This is a genomic window from Nonomuraea sp. B12E4 (assembly GCF_039871825.1).
Lineage (GTDB): Bacteria > Actinomycetota > Actinomycetes > Streptosporangiales > Streptosporangiaceae > Nonomuraea.
In genome coordinates, this window is sequence record NZ_JBDPME010000003.1 from 34974 (window position 1) to 51302 (window position 16329).

At 70.5% G+C, this 16329-nt stretch carries 15 protein-coding genes; 5 read left to right on the plus strand and 10 right to left on the minus strand.

What is annotated here, in order from left to right:
• Positions 1 to 34 precede the first annotated feature (34 nt).
• From ABGB18_RS08920 to ABGB18_RS08940, 5 genes are all read right to left on the minus strand, one after another.
• Positions 35 to 1264, minus strand: a complete 1230-nt coding sequence (locus tag ABGB18_RS08920; protein ID WP_347694916.1) for an FAD-dependent oxidoreductase — start codon at positions 1262 to 1264, stop codon at positions 35 to 37.
• Positions 1261 to 2010 (minus strand): hypothetical protein, encoded by a 750-nt coding sequence (locus ABGB18_RS08925; protein ID WP_347694917.1) that lies wholly within the window; start codon positions 2008 to 2010, stop codon positions 1261 to 1263. The genes ABGB18_RS08920 and ABGB18_RS08925 overlap by 4 nt, the downstream gene beginning before the upstream one ends.
• An 88-nt stretch (positions 2011 to 2098) precedes the next feature.
• Positions 2099 to 2308: a hypothetical protein gene (locus tag ABGB18_RS08930; RefSeq protein ID WP_347694918.1), complete on the minus strand. Its 210-nt coding sequence runs from the start codon at positions 2306 to 2308 to the stop codon at positions 2099 to 2101.
• A 28-nt stretch (positions 2309 to 2336) separates the two neighbouring features.
• Positions 2337 to 2786: a hypothetical protein gene (locus ABGB18_RS08935; RefSeq protein WP_347694919.1), complete on the minus strand. Its 450-nt coding sequence runs from the start codon at positions 2784 to 2786 to the stop codon at positions 2337 to 2339.
• A gap of 693 nt (positions 2787 to 3479) precedes the next feature.
• Positions 3480 to 4241: a hypothetical protein gene (locus ABGB18_RS08940; protein WP_347694920.1), complete on the minus strand. Its 762-nt coding sequence runs from the start codon at positions 4239 to 4241 to the stop codon at positions 3480 to 3482.
• Positions 4242 to 4464: 223 nt separating this feature from the next.
• Here ABGB18_RS08940 and ABGB18_RS08945 point away from each other — a divergent pair, with 223 nt between their 5' ends.
• Together ABGB18_RS08945 and ABGB18_RS08950 are read left to right on the plus strand one after the other, a co-directional pair.
• A complete protein-coding gene (locus ABGB18_RS08945) occupies positions 4465 to 5721 on the plus strand; it encodes a Scr1 family TA system antitoxin-like transcriptional regulator (protein ID WP_347694921.1) in 1257 nt (418 codons plus the stop codon).
• A gap of 221 nt (positions 5722 to 5942) precedes the next feature.
• Entirely contained in the window at positions 5943 to 6737 is a 795-nt protein-coding gene (locus ABGB18_RS08950) for an SAM-dependent methyltransferase (protein WP_347694922.1), read from the plus strand.
• Positions 6738 to 6887: 150 nt separating this feature from the next.
• Here ABGB18_RS08950 and ABGB18_RS08955 read toward each other — a convergent pair whose 3' ends face one another.
• The gene (locus ABGB18_RS08955) at positions 6888 to 7706 is read right to left on the minus strand and encodes a DUF4253 domain-containing protein (protein ID WP_347694923.1); all 819 of its coding nucleotides are present in this window, start codon (positions 7704 to 7706) and stop codon (positions 6888 to 6890) included.
• Between the two features lie 302 nt (positions 7707 to 8008).
• On the opposite strand from ABGB18_RS08955, the gene ABGB18_RS08960 reads away from it, so the two are divergent.
• Positions 8009 to 8587, plus strand: coding sequence for an HAD-IA family hydrolase (locus ABGB18_RS08960; RefSeq protein WP_347694924.1), 579 nt, complete (start codon positions 8009 to 8011; stop codon positions 8585 to 8587).
• On the opposite strand, the gene ABGB18_RS08965 is transcribed toward ABGB18_RS08960, so the two are convergent.
• Together ABGB18_RS08965 and ABGB18_RS08970 are read right to left on the minus strand one after the other, a co-directional pair.
• Positions 8584 to 9228, minus strand: coding sequence for a TenA family protein (locus tag ABGB18_RS08965; protein ID WP_347694925.1), 645 nt, complete (start codon positions 9226 to 9228; stop codon positions 8584 to 8586). The two genes, ABGB18_RS08960 and ABGB18_RS08965, sit on opposite strands and share 4 nt — an antisense overlap.
• 99 nt (positions 9229 to 9327) lie before the next feature.
• Positions 9328 to 10452 (minus strand): TIGR03118 family protein, encoded by a 1125-nt coding sequence (locus ABGB18_RS08970; RefSeq protein ID WP_347694926.1) that lies wholly within the window; start codon positions 10450 to 10452, stop codon positions 9328 to 9330.
• Between the two features lie 119 nt (positions 10453 to 10571).
• Between ABGB18_RS08970 and ppgK the strand changes: the two genes are divergently transcribed.
• The gene (gene ppgK / locus ABGB18_RS08975; RefSeq protein ID WP_347694927.1) at positions 10572 to 11291 is read left to right on the plus strand and encodes a polyphosphate--glucose phosphotransferase; all 720 of its coding nucleotides are present in this window, start codon (positions 10572 to 10574) and stop codon (positions 11289 to 11291) included.
• Positions 11292 to 11510: 219 nt separating this feature from the next.
• On the plus strand, positions 11511 to 15380 hold the full coding sequence (hrpA, locus tag ABGB18_RS08980; protein WP_347694928.1) for an ATP-dependent RNA helicase HrpA: 3870 nt from the start codon (positions 11511 to 11513) through the stop codon (positions 15378 to 15380).
• Here hrpA and ABGB18_RS08985 read toward each other — a convergent pair.
• Complete coding sequence (locus tag ABGB18_RS08985) at positions 15370 to 15975, minus strand: Uma2 family endonuclease (protein WP_347694929.1); 606 nt, start codon at positions 15973 to 15975, stop codon at positions 15370 to 15372. The genes hrpA and ABGB18_RS08985 overlap by 11 nt on opposite strands.
• Positions 15976 to 16090: 115 nt before the next feature.
• Complete coding sequence (locus ABGB18_RS08990; RefSeq protein WP_347694930.1) at positions 16091 to 16327, minus strand: hypothetical protein; 237 nt, start codon at positions 16325 to 16327, stop codon at positions 16091 to 16093.
• Positions 16328 to 16329 lie beyond the last annotated feature (2 nt).

Here is a 16329-nt window from a genome sequence, read left to right on the forward strand (position 1 = left end):
CTCCGGTCGGTACGCGGATCACGGTGATGACAGGTCAGGACCTTCCGACGGGATCCGGCCCGGCGGAAGGAGGGCCGCCGGAATGGGCCCCGGAATGGGCCCCGGAATGGGCCACAGTGTCCAGCAGCGACGCCTGGGCCAGGTAGGCCCGGGTCGCGTCGGGATCCCCGGCGATGGCCCGCAGCCCCGCCATGGCCGCGGCCAGCCGGGCGCTGTCGCGCTCGCGCACGCCGGCGAGCCGCGTCTCACCGCGCGGTACCACCCGTTGCAGCAGCACCGAGCGCCGCCGCCAGGCCCACGCCTCCAGCGCGGCGGGCGGGGCGTAGCCCCCGATCACGGCCGCGATCACCTGGCCGACCTCGACGGCGTCGTGGATGCCCGCGTTCATGTTGAGCCCGCCGACCGTGGAGGTCAGGTGGGCGGCGTCGCCCACGAACAGCACCCGCCCGCACCGGTACGACGTCAGCACCCCCCGCGACAGCCCGAACCGGTCGGCGCCCGTCACGTGGATGGGCTCGCTGGCCCCCGGCAGGGTCCGGCGGACCAGCAGGGACAGGTTCGAGGGCGACAGCGGCTCGTGCGTGTCACACGGGATCTTGAAGATGATCCGCCAGTGGTCCGGCAGCGCGAGCAGGGTGCACGACTGCTGCACGTCCCGTACGTACGTCAGCGGCGCCATGCTCGGCAGCAGCCGGTCGAGCGGCGAGTCGGTGAACACCCGCAGCGCCTGCGTCGGATACGTGGACCGGGGGAACGGCAGCCCCAGCGAACCCCGTACCGTGCTGTGCGCGCCGTCGGCGGCGATCATGTACCGGGCCCGCGTCCACGTGTGGCCGACGCGGACCCGGATTCCGGTCCCGCCCTCGGCCACGCCGTCCACGTGGGTGCCGAACCGCACGTCCACGTCGGGGTAGGCGCTCAGGGCGGACAGCAGCAGCGGGGTCAGCGACGTCTGGTCGGCGTGGATGCGGAACGGATGCTTGGTCAGGCCGTCCAGCCGGTTCATGCCCATCTCGGCCAGCACGATCCCGGAGCGGTCGCGCCACTGCACCCGGTCGACCACGCGGCCCTTGGCCACCAGCCGGGAGGCCACGCCGAGGTCGTCCAGCAGGTCGAGGGTGGCCGGGTGGAAGGTGCAGGCGCGCGACTGCCGCGGTAGCTCGTTCTCGCTCTCCAGCACGGTGACCGGGATGCCGGCCCTGGCCAGCGAGAGCGCCGCGGTCAGGCCCGCGGGTCCCGCGCCGACCACGATGACGCCCTTCATGCCGTGCCTCCCACCTGGGCGCGCCCGGCGGTCGCCATGCGGGGGCGGTGGGGCACCCGGCCCAGCGTCACGTGCCGGCCGACGGCCCTGGACAGGGCCCACCAGGCCGTACAGAGGTTCGAGGTGAGCAGGAGGCGTTCGTTGCCGGCGCTCAGCGGGCCGAGCGCGGGCAGCGTGGCCATGCCGGTGCCGGTGAGCAGCAGCACCGCGTCATCCGGCGGTTCCGCGAGCTCGACCTGGCTGATCAGCTCGGCGGGGGTGATGGCGTAGGGGGAGTAGCCGTTCTTGGCGCGTACCTGGACGACCTGGGTGACGTTCAGGCCCGAGGTCTTCCAGAACCGCTCGGCCAGCTCGGTCAGCCACGGCTGGTACGGCGAGACCAGCACGATCTCGCCCGCCCCGACGTGCTGCATCGCCTCGCGCGTGGCCAGCGTGGCCGAGGCGAACGGCACCCCGGAGTTGGCGCTCAGCTCGGCGCACTGGTGGCGGTCCTCCTCCGGGCCGATCAGGTAGCGGGGCTCGCTGCAGGCCATGACCATGGCGCTCAGCGGCAGGCCGTCGAACGCCCAGACCATGGAGGGCAGGGCCGCGTTGTAGCTTTCGAGTCGTCCGGCCAGGCTCAGGCCGTGCCGTACCGGGAATCGGGTGACGTGCATGTCGGCGCGTGAGCCGAGTAGCCGGGTCAGCTCGGGCTCGGCGGACGGGTTCGCGGGCGCCACGATCACGCCCACCCTGCCGCGGTTCACAGCCCACCCCCGTTTCGTGCGGGTGCGAGGACGGTGCGCATGGGAGCTCCTCCTGGGAGGGATGGCGGGGTTCGGGGGAGGCAGGGGTTCAGTCGGCGCGGTGCCGGTGTGCCTGGCCGATCTCGGTGACGGCCCGCACGGGCACCTGCCGCATTCGGCGCAGCCGGTGCACGGTACGCGCCGGGCCCGCCGGATCACCGTTCCGGTCCTCGCCCCGGGACGATGGCGGCGCGCCGGGGCGTACGCCACGTGCGTGCACTTCGTGTGGTTGTGACCTGCGCTCTTCTTCGGTGAGCATGTTTCGCTCCTGGTTCATCGCGGGTTGATCACACTGGTCGGGGACACGTCGGGGCGTCGAAGCGGGCCGGTTTCTCCTCGGCCTCGCTCCGCACCTGGTTGAGCCGGTCGCGCGGCTCGGCGAGGAGCCGGCGGGGCTTCGCCGGCTCCTCTTCCGCCGCGCGTTGAGATCGATGTTCCATCCCTCGGCCCGACGCCCCGGCGACCCGCACCAGCGCCGTGGCGGCGAGCAAGACGGCGGCCGGCAGCACGACCACCAGCACGGAGGCGTACCCGGGCACCGGTCCCTCCAGGAACGGCCGGTCGATCGGCATCGTGGCGCCCGTCACGCCGATCGCACCGCCCAGCATCGCCACCGTGCCGATGGTGCCGATCGCGGAGGCGTGCCGAATCAGCGCACAGCCCCCGCCGAGCACGAGGCCCCCGCCATAGATGACCCCGTACTGGCCTGTAGGGCGACCGGCCAGGGTGGCTGCCACACTCGACACGATCATTGCCGGCAACAGCGCCGATCGCGCCCGCGCGATGCCGCCACGAGATCGCGAGCGACCCCGTCAGCGGCACGGCGAACGCGGCCGCGCGGCCCGGCGAACGGGGAGAAAGCCGGCCCCAGACGCTACCCCTCGGGTTGGCCGGCACGCCAGCCGCTACCGCGCCGGCCAGCGGCACCGTACCGACATTGTCGGGCACGTGACGCACGGTGCCGGGGGGATGGGGAAGCGCCGGGGCCAGCGGCATCAGCGCTGCCACCGGTCCCACGCAGGGGACGAACAGGGTCTGCCGGACGTGCACGGCCGGCAGCCCCCCGCTACTCGATAGCAGCGCCAGCATTCCGCCGCCGCCGCCCGCGCAGCACAGCGCGACGCCCCAAGCCCTGCGGCTCGCGGGCAACGCGCCGAGGAGCAGCGCGAGCGAGGAGGGGAACATCAAGGCGGCGCCGGTGCCCTGGATCAGCCGCCCGCCCACGACGACCTGCCAGGACGGGGCGGTGGCCGCCGTCACGCGGTCCGCCGCGATCACGGACACCGCGCCGCGAGCGGCCGGCCGTGACACGGCCATCCGCCTCCCGGCCCGATGACGCGGGCCTGCCGCGTCGGCCGGGTCCGGTCGCCGTGGCCGTGGTACGGCCGGCGGGACCGGGGTGGCCCGGTGTTCGAGAAGGGGCGTCAGGGTCATTTCGCCGTCCCCGCGCTCATGGCGGTGCCGGTCACGTCGTCGGGCACGCTGTTGGGGACGCTCACGCATACCAGGCGCTCCGTCAGCCCCGTACCCGCTGGTGACACCCGCGACCCCGAGACGCGCGCCCGGACCGGCCCCGCACCACCGGCCACCGTACGCGCGACTTTCGAGGCGAGCGCGAGATGCTCGCCGCAGCGACGGAGCACCTTGGCCTCCAGCCCGGCCACCTGGGCCAGCCGGAGCCGCAGCGGCTCCAGGGACGACCTTCGTTCGAGGCCGTCGAGATCGGCCAGCCGGGCGGGCCAGCGCAACGCGTCGCCGCAGCGAGCTTCCACCTCGGCCGGAAGTTCCTCGACGGGGAACCCCGCGTGACACAGCCGGGTGGCGATCATGACGGCCGTGAAGGCCGTCCTGTCGAAGTCGGCCAGCCGTCCCGTGAGGGCCGCGCCCAGCATGCGGGCGCGGTGGCTCAGGCCCACCGCACTCCAGCCGAGCAACAGCAGCCGATCAGGTCCCGTCTCCGTGTGCCAGCCGGCCAGCCGCAGCTCGCGAGCCATCCGGTGATGGAAACGCCAGCGGTGACGGGCGTTGTCCAGCCAGACCTCGACCCCGCCGAGTGGCAGGCTCGCGACGTGCACGCCGGCCCCGGCGACGGGCCCGGCCACACGCGCGCAGATGCGCTGGACCACCTGCTCCTGCCCACGGGAGACCGGATCTTCGGCGACCCAGGAACCGCCCGAGGCATCCATGGTCACGTCCGGCCACCTCCTCGTCGGTGAACTCTTCAGGTTCCGTCCGACTGTTAAGTCACAGTTACCACGCGCTCCGATAGTCTGCTTACGGGCGGGGGTATGTCAACTCACAGTTTGCGAACATGTTGGTACCCGCCCGCGTGGCAGAGCTTGCCCGGATGGCAGGGGACAGTGTGGCCCGCGGTCCCTTACGCTGGGAAAGTTCACGGGCGGTAGGAGGTGTGCCGTGGCGAACTTCGCCGAACGGCTCGATCTCGCGCTGACCAAGCGCGGCTTCACCGGCGCGCAGGTCGCCTCCACGCTGACGGAGGCGGGCATTCCCATCACCAGGGCCTACGTCAGCCAGCTACGCACCGGCAAGCAGACCAACCCGACCCTCCAGGTGCTGCGGGCACTGGCCTCCTGCCTGCAGGTGAGCGTGGGCTGGCTGGTCGGCGACGACTTCCCGGAGTCGGGCTCCGCGGAGGACCTGCAACTGCGCGCGGCCACCATCGGCCTGTCGGCCTCCGGGCTGTCGGAGGGCTCGCTGGCCGTCCTGCGCGGCGTGGTCGAGCTCGCCCGCAAGGCCGAGGGGCTGCCCGAGGAGCCGGAGCCCAGCTCCGAGATCCCGGAGGCCGCCGCGCCGCTGAGCGGGCCACAGCGCAGGGCGCTCGGCAAGCGGCTGCACGGCCTGCGGACGGCCGCCCAGCTCTCCGTCGAGCAGGTGGAGACCGCGGTCGGCAAGGGCGCGGCCGCCATCCCCGCCATCGAAGAGGGCCGGCTCGCCCCCGCGCCCATCACCGTCGAACGCCTGCTCGCCGTCTACGGCGTCACCGCCCCGCCCATCCGCGAATACGTCCTGTCGCTGGCCCGGGGCGAGCGCGAGGCCGCCTGGTTCGACGCGCACTCGGTGCCCGTCTGGCTGGCCACCACCTACGCTCTCGAACAGCGGGCCACGGTGATCCGCACCTACCACAACCAGTTCGTCCCGCCGCTGCTGCAGACCGAGGAATACGCCAGGGCCGCCGTCACCGTGACCGGGCCCGCGACCCTCGGTCAGGCGACGGTGACCGAGGCGGTGGCCCTCGTGATGGCCCGCCAGGAGGCCGTGGCCCGCAACGGCGGGCTCGTGGTGTGGGCGGTGATCGACGAGAGCGTCCTGATGCGCTCGATCGTCGGCCGGCACGTCCAGCTCCGCCAGCTCGACCTGCTGCTGGAGCACGCCAAGCGGCCCAACGTCTCCCTGCACGTCGTGCCGATGGACGATCCCGCCTACGTGCCGCGTACCGGCCCGTTCACCCTGTGGCGCTTCGCCGAGGCGTTCGAGCCCGACATCGCCTGCGCCCACGGGATCGAGTCGGAGGAGCTGATCACCGAGACCGCCGCGGTGGAGACCTACCACCAGGCGTTCACGAAGCTGTCGGTGACGACCACCACGCGCGAAGAGACCTTCGAGGTGTTGAATCACCACCGCGAAAGGCTGTCGCGTTCTCTCGGGAAATGATCTGTGTCCCGGACGGCTGATCGTTAAGCGTGCGATTGGTTACGCACATATACCGAAAACTAATAGGTTTTCCGGTTGTCTTCTGCCCAGTAACGAGGATCATATGGTCTGGGTCATCGAGTGGGGTCCGTAAGGATCAGCTTTTCCCGAGATAGTGGGCGAGGGGAAAGGGGCAACACTCAATGCGTCAGCGTGCCATCCGAAACCTGGCGAAGCTGGAGATGACCCAAGCAAGGACCACCCGGATTCTCGACGCCGCGGCGGGTGGAAAGAACAACTTCGTAGCGGACAGAGACGCGGTGCGCCGCTACGACCAGGCCGCCGCCATCACCACCACGGCCGCGCGTGCCGTGCTGCAGTTTTTGTGCCGGGTGGTCCGCCACCTGGCGACCGAAGGTGTGGATCAGTTCGTGATCGTCGGAAGTGGTGTCCCCAGCGGCCTGCCGGTCGGCGGGCAGTTGCATGACGTGGCCAGGGACGCCGCGCGTACCTCGGTGCCACGGGTCGTCTATGTGGAGAGCGACCCGATGGTGCTGGCCGGAGCGCGCGCCACGATCGAGCCCGTCACCGATCTCGTACGCGTTGTAGAGGGCGACGTACGCGAGATCGACGACGTCCTCGACGACCGGGTCGTGCAGATGTTCCTCGACTGGGACCGCCCCATGGCCGTGCTGCTGCTGTCGACCCACAGTCTGAACGACGACGAGTTCTTCCACTACGTGATCAAGCGGATCCGGCAGGTGGTGCCCGAAGGGAGCTATCTGTCACTGCTGCAGACCACGTTCGACGGGATCCCGGTGGAATTGCTGCCCGCCATTCACGACCTGCTGGCGATGACGCTGCCGGGTCATGCGATTCGCACCCGGGAGGAGGTGGCGGCGTTGCTCGAAGGTCTGGTGCTGGTAGATCCGGGATTGGTGTGGGTCCCGGAATGGCGGCCCAACGGCCACGAGCCCGCCTGCTTGGAAGCGCCGAGCGCCTCGGGCACGTACGGCGCCGTGGCTCATATCCCTTGACAGCGGCGCCCCCTCGGTCGCGTTCGATCGAAGGTTCGGCCGGCCCAGCCCGCGCCGGACCTTCGAGGCGCCGCCATCACCTCTTTCGGGGCGTCGCCGTCAGGACCTTCGAGGTGACGCGGCCTGGGCCTGCCGGTGTGCGAACCGGGCTCAGTCCCACCAGAAGGACCAGGCGTGCACGCCGAGGATCTGCTCGGCGTACCCCTGCAGATCGCCGGGCCCCTGGACGACGTTGTCCGGGCAGAACGCCCAGTGCTCGGCCGCCACGTGTAACGCGTGCTCCGGCTCGACCGGCGGCGCCGCCACGCTCAGTTCCAGCGTGTTGAACCCGACGCTCACCACCCGGGCCCCGAACCTGTCCTCCCAGCTCCGCACCACGGCCGCCATCGGCACCATCCACTCGTTGTGGTGCAGCGCCCCCTGCCAGCCCATGACCGCCAGCGCGTCCGCGCCCCTCGCCGCGGCCACCAGGCCGAGCGGCATGCCCTTGGCCGCCAGCTCGCCCGCGTACCAGTCGGCGACCTCGCCCGGGGTGGCCCGCAACACGCCGGGCGCGGCGGGACCGGGGCAGATCGCCCCGTACGGCTCCAGCTCGGCCAGCGCGTCCGGCGGCATCTGCGACACCCACTCCTGCCACACCTCGGCCATGAAGCCCTCGGCGGTGAAGTGGTCGATCTGGCGCGGATCGTCCGGCACGATCTGCCCGATGTCCCAGGGTTGCGCCGTCTCGTCCAGCAGCAGCGGCCACAGGCCGCTGTGCGGGTGCCATTCGCGCAGCAGCGCCCAGTCCTGCCCGGCCGCCGGCTCGTCGCTCATCCAGAGCGCCGGCCTGGCCGCCTGGCCCTGCCCGGTGTAGCCGGGATCGGGCCAGATCACTTCGCCAGGAGGCAGCCCTGCCGGCAATCTACGCCCCCTGCCGCCGTCGGCGAAGAGCTGGCACAGCTCGCGTGGCAGCCGGTGATCGTTCATGCCCTACCGTTCCGATACCGAATCCTGTCTCGGAGATGGTAGTGCGGCCGCTCCCCTCAGTCCGGCGGGCGGCGCGCGAAACCCGCACACGGAGCACCGGCCCGCCGACGCCGCCCAGCGCTCCGTGAGGGCGGCCGCTGGTCCGGACAGCACCCGGGACGAAACACTTGACGCAGGCCGTATCCGCCCGCGGTGCCGGGCGAGGCCGCGTAGTCGCGCGCCCCACACGCTCGGTGCGACGGGCCGTGTCCGCGGACGGCGGTCGGGGACGCGGGTTCGCTCGCGCGGCACAATGAAGGATTGTGATCTCCCATGACGCGGTTCTCTCGGATCTGGACGGCGTGCTGCGCCACTTCGACCACGCCGCCCAGGCTGAGATAGAGGCCCGTTACGGCCTGCCACTCAGGCGGACCGCGTTCGACCCCGAGCTGATCACGCCCCCGACGCTGGGCCACGTCACCGAGGCGCAGTGGGTGGAGTCGATCGCCGTGGCGCTCGGCGGTGGCGAGCGTGCCCGCCGGGCGGCCGCCGAGTTCGCGGAGGTCCGGTTCTGGGTGGACGAGGAGGTCAAGGCGCTGCTGGCGCAGGCGCGGCGGCACGTACCGCTGGTTCTCGTGACGAACGCCATGGACACCCTGGAGCGCCACCTCGACCTGCTGGGGCTCACCGGTTTCGCCGACGCCGTGGTCAGCAGCGCCAGGGTCGGCGTGGCCAAGCCCGACCGGCGGATCTACGAGATCGCCGTCGAGCGGGCCGGGGTCGCGGCCGAGCGCTGCCTGTTCGTGGACGACCGGCTGCCGAACGTGGAGGCCGCCAGGGCGCTCGGCATGACCGGCGTCCACTACCGGACGTTCGACGATCTGGCGGCCGTGCTGAGCTAGCCCGCGGCCATGTCGAAGAATGAGCGTTCCAGCTCGACGGCCCGCCGGAACACGCCGAGCACCTCCTGCCGCCGCTCCTCGTCCGCGGCCGCGCCCAGCCGGTCCAGCTCGCCCTTCAGGAAGTCCACCCACGCCCGGAACTCCGCGCCCTCGTGCAGCTCGATCCACTCCCGGTGCACGAAGCTCTCCGGCAGCGGCTCCGCGGCCCGCGACGCCCAGCCGAGATAGCACCATTCGGCCACGCAGAGCACGGCCACGATCAGCGCGTAGTCCTGCGAGGTCCGCACATCGTCCATGAGCTGCCGGAAGGCCGTCGTGACCGGCTCGGGCGGCGCGTCCGTCCGCCCGCCCAGCTCGGCCAGCGCCCGGTGGAAGTACGTCTTCTCCTCGGTGGTCGCCACCTGCCCGAGGAACCTCCCGTACGGCACCCGCGCCTCGAACGTGTCCGCCGCGGCCACGGCCGCGCCGAGCAGAGCCGTGAAGGAGTCCACGAACTGGAAGTCCTGCTCCAGGTAGCGCCGCATGCCCGCGGCGGGCGTCGCGCCGGTCGTGATCGACATGGCGAACGGGTGCGTCACCACGGCCGTCCAGTCGGGTTCGGATCGCTCACGTAGCCATCGGCTGAAAGATCCCGCACTCACGGCCTCGACTGTAGACCCCGGCCCGGGCCGTACCGCGTGGGAGGGGTTGTTTCCGGCGCGGCTCGCGCCAACCGCGCCGGAAACGTCGTGAGACCGCCGTCAGTAGCCGCCGCCACCGTAGGAGTCGTTCTGGGCGGGTGGCTGGGTGGCCGGGGCGCTGCTCTTCGTGGAAGGCGTGGGCGACGAGCTCACCTTCGTGCCCTGCGGGGCGATCACGCCGACCAGGCCGTGCTTGGTGGCCTCGATGCCCGCGGAGAACCACAGGGAGTTCTCGCCGCCGGTGGCCGCCGTGCCGGGCTGCAGGTCCCAGAGGCCGGGCAGCACGATCGGCTTGCCGTTGGACAGACGCAGGGAGCCGAGGTGCCGGCCGCCCTTGTAGGCGTGTACGGTGCCGTCGCCGAAGTTGCCGACCAGCAGCGCGCCCGCGTACTCCCGCCAGCCCCTCGGCGCGGCGGTCAGCCCCCAGGGGGCGTTGAGCCCGACCCTGGAGATGCGGCCGGTCAGGCGCCCGTCGCCGTTGAAGCGGCTGACGAAGCCCTTGCCGGCGCCGAACACGGGCTTGCCGGTGGCCTTGTCGCGCAGGGCGTAGCTCACCCAGATGTTGCCGTTGGCGACCGCGACGTTGTACGCCTTGTACGTCGAGGGAATCGCCGAGTCCCGGAACTGCCATTTCGCCAGCTGGATACGCCGGAAGTCCGTGTCGAAGGCGTGAATGCGCCCGCTGGCGAAGTCCGTGGCCAGCAGGAAGGATGATCCGTCGTCCGTCTCGACCAGCTCGAGCCCCTTGTAGTCGGCGCCGCGGGTGAAGGCCGCGATGACCGCGTTGGCCGGGTCGACCTCCGCGTTCCAGCCGGTGATGGCGCCGCTCGGGCTGGAGAAGATGAACGTGGCGGGTCTGCCCTTTATGGTGAAGCCGTCGCCGGGGTTGAACACCTGGCCCGTCGGGGCACCCCCGGGGATGGCGACCTCGGTCTTCTCCTTCTTGCCCGTGCCGGAATAGACGGTGGCACTACCGGTGCCGGTGTTCGACACCCACAGAGTCTTGCCCATGGCCAGGCCCCACGGGTTGACGACCTTGGGGTCGGTGACCGGGGCTTTGCCCTTGACGTCCGACACAAGGTTGGTGACGTCGAAACGTGTCCTGGTGGTGGCGTGTGCGGGAGTGGTGAGAGTCGCTCCCAGAACGACCGCAACAGCGCAGAGTGTGATGATGCGTGGCCGCATCCGTTGCCTCCTAGTTAGCGCTTGTGTGGCGAGATACGCGGAGGGCGGGAAACGGGTTCAGCCGGTCCGGAAATATAGGTGGGAGAGTTTTTCGTGCCTCATGGGGGAGATGAGAAAACATGAGCGTGCTGGGCATCGACATCGGCGGCTCGGGCATCAAAGGTGCCCCCGTCGACACCGCGATCGGTGAACTGATCGCGGACCGTCTGCGTATTCCCACGCCGCAACCGTCGAAGCCGGATGAGGTGGCGGAGGTCGTTTCCTCGATCGTCCGGCATTTCACCTGGAACGGTCCCGTCGGTGTCACGTTCCCCGGAGTGGTGGTGGACGGGGTGGTGCGTACGGCCGCCAACGTGCACCACTCGTGGATCGGTGTGGACGCCTCGCGGTTGTTCGGCGGGGCGGCGGTGCTGAACGACGCCGACGCGGCGGGCCTGGCCGAGATGGCCTTCGGCGAGGGACGGGGGCGGCGGGGGACCGTGCTGGTGCTGACCCTGGGGACGGGGATCGGCAGCGCGCTGTTCATCGACGGCATGCTCGTGCCCAACACCGAGCTCGGGCATCTGGAGGTGCGCGGGAAGGACGCCGAGCACCGGGCCTCCGCCCGGGCCCGCGAGGAGCACGAGCTGAGCTGGGAGAAGTGGGCCGAGCGGGTGGAGGAGTACCTGCGGCACGTGGAGCGGCTGCTGTCGCCGTCGCTGATTGTGATCGGTGGCGGGGTGAGCAAGAAGGCCGACCGGTTCCTGCCGCACGTCCACATCGACACGCCGATCGTCCCCGCCGCCCTGCAGAACGAGGCCGGCATCATCGGCGCCGCCCACGCGGCCGCCATCGGCTGACCATCCGGAGACGGCTCGTTCCCCCCGGCAGGCGCGCCCCTGAGGGCCGGGTCCTCAGGGTGCCTCAGCCCGGATCCTGCGGCGTGCCCCTGCCCGACCCCTCGGGCGGGCGATGATCGTCCCGGGACGCGGGATATTGGGATGCGCACGGCCGGCATGGTCGGGCAGCATGGTCCGTTGGCTCCCGGGGCCGCGGAGCTCAAATATCCTGAAAGCAGTATGGGAACATCTTCCTTGTCCTCTCCGCTCACCGACCTCCAGTCCCGCCTGCCCGAGCTCATGCCGCGCGACCAGCGGCGGCTGCGGCGCAGGCTCGACGGCATGCGCCGGGTGCGCTCCCGCGACACCCGAGACAAGATCGTCGCGGAGATCCTCGCCGACGTGGAGCGCGCCGAGCAGCGGCTCGTACGCCGCCGCGAAGCCGTACCGGCAGTGACCTATCCGGAAAACCTGCCGGTCTCCCAGCGCAAGGACGACATCCTCGCGGCCATCCGCGACCACCAGGTCGTGATCATCGCCGGCGAGACGGGCTCCGGCAAGACCACCCAGATTCCCAAGATCTGCCTGGAGCTCGGCCGGGGCGTGCGAGGGCTGATCGGCCACACCCAGCCCCGCCGCATCGCCGCCCGTACGGTCGCCGAGCGCATCGCCGAGGAGCTCGGCACCGGCCTGGGCGAGGTGGTCGGCTACAAGGTCCGCTTCACCGACCAGGCCGGCGACCGCACCCTGGTCAAGCTGATGACCGACGGCATCCTGCTGGCCGAGTTGCAGAACGACCGCATGCTCGACCAGTACGACACGCTGATCATCGACGAGGCCCACGAACGCAGCCTCAACATCGACTTCATCCTCGGCTACCTGAAACAGCTCCTGCCCCAGCGCCCCGACCTCAAGGTCGTCATCACCAGCGCCACGATCGACCCCGAGCGCTTCTCCCGACACTTCGACGACGCGCCGATCATCGAGGTCTCCGGCCGTACGTATCCGGTCGAGGTGCGCTACCGCCCGCTGCAGGAGGACGACGACCAGACGCAGGGCATCGTGGACGCCTGCCGCGAGCTGATCGGGGAGGGCCCCGGCGACATCCTGGTCTTCCTGTCGGGCGAGCGGGAGATCCGCGACGCCGCCGACGCGCTGGCCAAGGCCGAGTTCCGCAACACCGAGATCCTGCCGCTCTACGCCCGCCTGAGCGCCGCCGAGCAGCACCGCGTCTTCCAGCGCCACACCGGCCGGCGCGTCGTGCTGGCCACCAACGTGGCCGAGACCTCGCTGACCGTCCCGGGCATCAAATACGTGGTGGACCCGGGCTTCGCCCGCATCTCCCGCTACAGCCACCGCACCAAGGTGCAGCGCCTGCCGATCGAGGCCGTCTCGCAGGCCAGCGCCAACCAGCGCAAGGGCCGCTCGGGCCGCACCTCCGACGGCATCTGCATCCGGCTCTACGAGGAGGAGGACTTCCTCAACCGGCCGGAGTTCACCGATCCCGAGATCCTGCGCACCAACCTGGCCTCCGTCATCCTCCAGATGACCTCGATCGGGCTGGGCGACATCGAGGCGTTCCCGTTCGTGGAGCCGCCGGACCGGCGCCAGGTCAAGGACGGCGTCAACCTGCTGCACGAGCTGGGCGCGTTCGACGGGCAGGGCAAGCTCACCGGCATCGGCCGCAAGCTGGCCGGGCTGCCGGTGGACCCGCGGCTGGGCCGCATGGTGCTGGAGGCGGAGAAGAACGGCTGCCTGCGCGAGGTCATGGTGATCGCCTCCGCCCTGTCCATCCAGGACCCGCGCGAGCGCCCCGCCGACAAGCAGCAGCAGGCCGACGAGAAGCACCGCCGCTTCGCCGACCCCGAGTCGGACTTCATGGCCTACCTCAACCTGTGGAACTACCTGCGCGACAAGCAGAAGGAGCTGTCGTCGAGCGCGTTCCGGCGGCTCTGCAAGGCCGAGTTCCTCAACTACCTGCGGGTCCGCGAATGGCAGGACATCTACAGCCAGATCCGCCAGTCGCTCGGGGCGCAGCCCAACAGCCAGCCGGCGCAGCCGTACCACGTGCACGTGTCGCTGCTGGTGGGGCTGCTGTCGCACATCGGCGTCAAGGACGTCATGGAGAAGCGCGGCGCCGACGGCCGCCGCCCGATCCAGGAATACCTCGGCGCCCGCAACGCCCGCTTCGCCATCTTCCCCGGCTCGACGCTGGCCAGGAAGCAGCCGCAGTGGGTGATGTCGGCCGAGCTCGTCGAGACCTCCCGCCTGTGGGCGCGGGTCAACGCCAAGATCGAGCCCGACTGGGTCGAGCCGCTCGCCCAGCACCTGGTCAAACGCACCTACTCCGAGCCGCACTGGGAGAAGAACCAGGGCGCGGTGATCGCGCTGGAGAAGGTCACCCTCTTCGGCGTGCCGCTGGTGACCGGCCGCAAGGTCAACTACGGCCGCATCGACCCCGACCTGTCGCGGGAGCTGTTCATCAGGCACGGGCTGGTCGAGGGCGACTGGGACACCCACCACCGCTTCCTGAAAGACAACCGCAGGCTGCTCGAGGAGGTCGAGGAGCTGGAAAACCGGGCCCGCCGCCGCGACATCATGGTCGACGACGAGGCGCTCTACGACTTCTACGACCAGCGGGTGCCCGCCGACGTGGTCTCGGCCCGCCATTTCGACTCGTGGTGGAAGAAGGCCCGGCAGGAGCAGCCCGAGCTGCTCACCTTCTCGCCGGAGATGCTGGTCAACGAGGGCGCCGAGGTCAGCGCCCGCGACTACCCCGACACGTGGAAGCAGCTCGGCCAGCGGATGCGGCTGACCTACCAGTTCGAGCCGGGGACCGACGCCGACGGCGTGACCGTGCACGTGCCGCTCCAGGTGCTCAACCAGGTCAACTCCGACGGCTTCGACTGGCAGATCCCGGGCCTGCGCGAGGAGCTGATCACCGCGCTGATCCGCGCGCTGCCGAAAAACCTGCGCCGCAACTTCGTGCCCGCCCCCAACTACGCCAAGCAGGTGCTGGCCGGGGTCGAGCAGGGCGGCGAACCGCTGCTCGCGGCCGTGGAGCGCGAGCTGCTGCGGCTCACCGGGGTGCGCGTGCCGCGCGAGGCCTGGCAGCTCGACCAGGTGCCCGACCACCTGCGGATCACCTACCGGGTGATCGACGAGCGCAAGCGCACGGTCGCCGAGGACAAGGACCTCGACGCGCTGAAGCGCCGCCTCGCGCCGCGCCTGCGCCAGACGTTGTCGCAGGCGGGTGACGACCTGGAGCAGAGCGGCCTGCACACGTGGAGCTTCGGCACGCTGCCCAAGGTGTTCGAGCAGGGCCGGATGAAGGGCTACCCGGCGCTGGTGGACGCGGGGGACTCTGTCTCGATCAAGATCTTCGAGACGGAGGCCGAGCAGCGCCGCTCCCACTGGCCGGGCGTGCGCCGCCTGCTGCTCCTCAACGTCACCAACCCCGCCAAGTCCCTGCTCGGCGGCCTGTCCAACCAGGCCAAGCTGGCGCTGTCACGCAGCCCGCACGGCGGGGCGGTGGCGCTGTTCGACGACGTGGTCGAAACGGCCGTGGACAAGCTCATGCTGGACGTGGGCGGCCCCGCCTGGGACCCGGTCGCCTTCGACCGCCTCTACCAGCACGTGCGGGCGAACCTCTACGACACCTCGAAGGACGTGCTGTCGAAGGTCGAGCAGATCCTGAGCGTCTGGCACGACTGCGGCGCCCGCCTCGACACGCTGCGCGCGAGCGCGTCCACGGACGATGTGCGCGACCAGCTCGGCAAGCTCGTCTACGCGGGTTTCGTGACGGCCACCGGCTATCGCCGCCTTTCCGACATCCTCCGCTACATCCGGGCGATCGACCGCCGCCTCACCAAGCTCCCCGAGGAGCCCTGGCGCGACGAGGAGTGGATGGGCCGGGTGCACAAGGTGGAGGACGACTATCACGACGTGCTGGACAAGCTCCATCCGGCACGGCGCGGGGACCCGGACGTGGTGGAGATCCGTTGGATGATCGAGGAACTGCGGGTGAGCTTCTTCGCCCAGACACTCGGCACCCCCACGCCGGTGTCGGAAAAGCGGATCACCAAGGCGATGGAGAAGCTCACACCGTGAAGACCGAGGTGTCGAGCTCGAAGTCGACCGGGGGAGGGAGCTTGATCGGCGTGCCCATGTCCACCTTGACGATCGTCCGGTAGGTGTTGTCCTTGATGTCACTGAACACGGTGACGCTCGGCGTCTCGCCGATGGGGTCGATCACCAGGTAGACCGGCACCTGCCCCAGCGCATAGAGGCGAACTTTGTCCTCGTAATCGTTGCGGACGCTACCGGGAGAGACCACCTCGGCAACCAGGAGAACCTCCGGCGAGAGCAGTTCGTTGCCCCAGCGGTTGCAGTCCTTTTCCGATAGCACGTAGTCCGGCGCGGGAGAGTCTCGTGGCCCGTCGATGCAGATGTTCGGGCCGCCTGGCCCGCCACGCAACCCTCGTTCCCTCCGCAACGGTAGGAGGGCATCATGAAGGTCTCCCGTCAGCCAGTGGTGCTCGGGGCTTCCCGCCGGACTCACAATCAGCTTCCCTTCGATGAGCTCAACCCGGAGACCGGGCATGGGGGGGAGGGCATCGAACAGCTCACGAGGGCTGTGCGGCGTCTGCGCGAATGTCGCGCAGGTCGATTCCGTGCGGTGCTTTTCTTCCAGCATGGCGACCATGGAATCTTTCCCTTCGTATTCGAACGGACACGCTAAGTATTCCATCCCCCGTGAGCGAGCGCCACATCAATCGGCCGTCCCGCCACTCGACGGGACGGCCGATCGCCTCATGGGCTCAGGCCGGGACGGCGGCCACGTCGCGTTCGTGGAAGCGGTGGCCCGCCACCGCCGTGGCGAACTTCTCCGCGATGCCGTCCCCCATCACCACCCCCACGTGGCTGGGCAGGTGCGCGGCCTCGATGAGCTCGCGCCCGGTGCCCACGGCGCCGATGGGCTTGCCGTGCTTGAAAGCCTCCTTGACGAAGAACTGCGCCCGCCCCAGCGGCGCCAGCGCCTGGCCGTCGGCGGCCACCG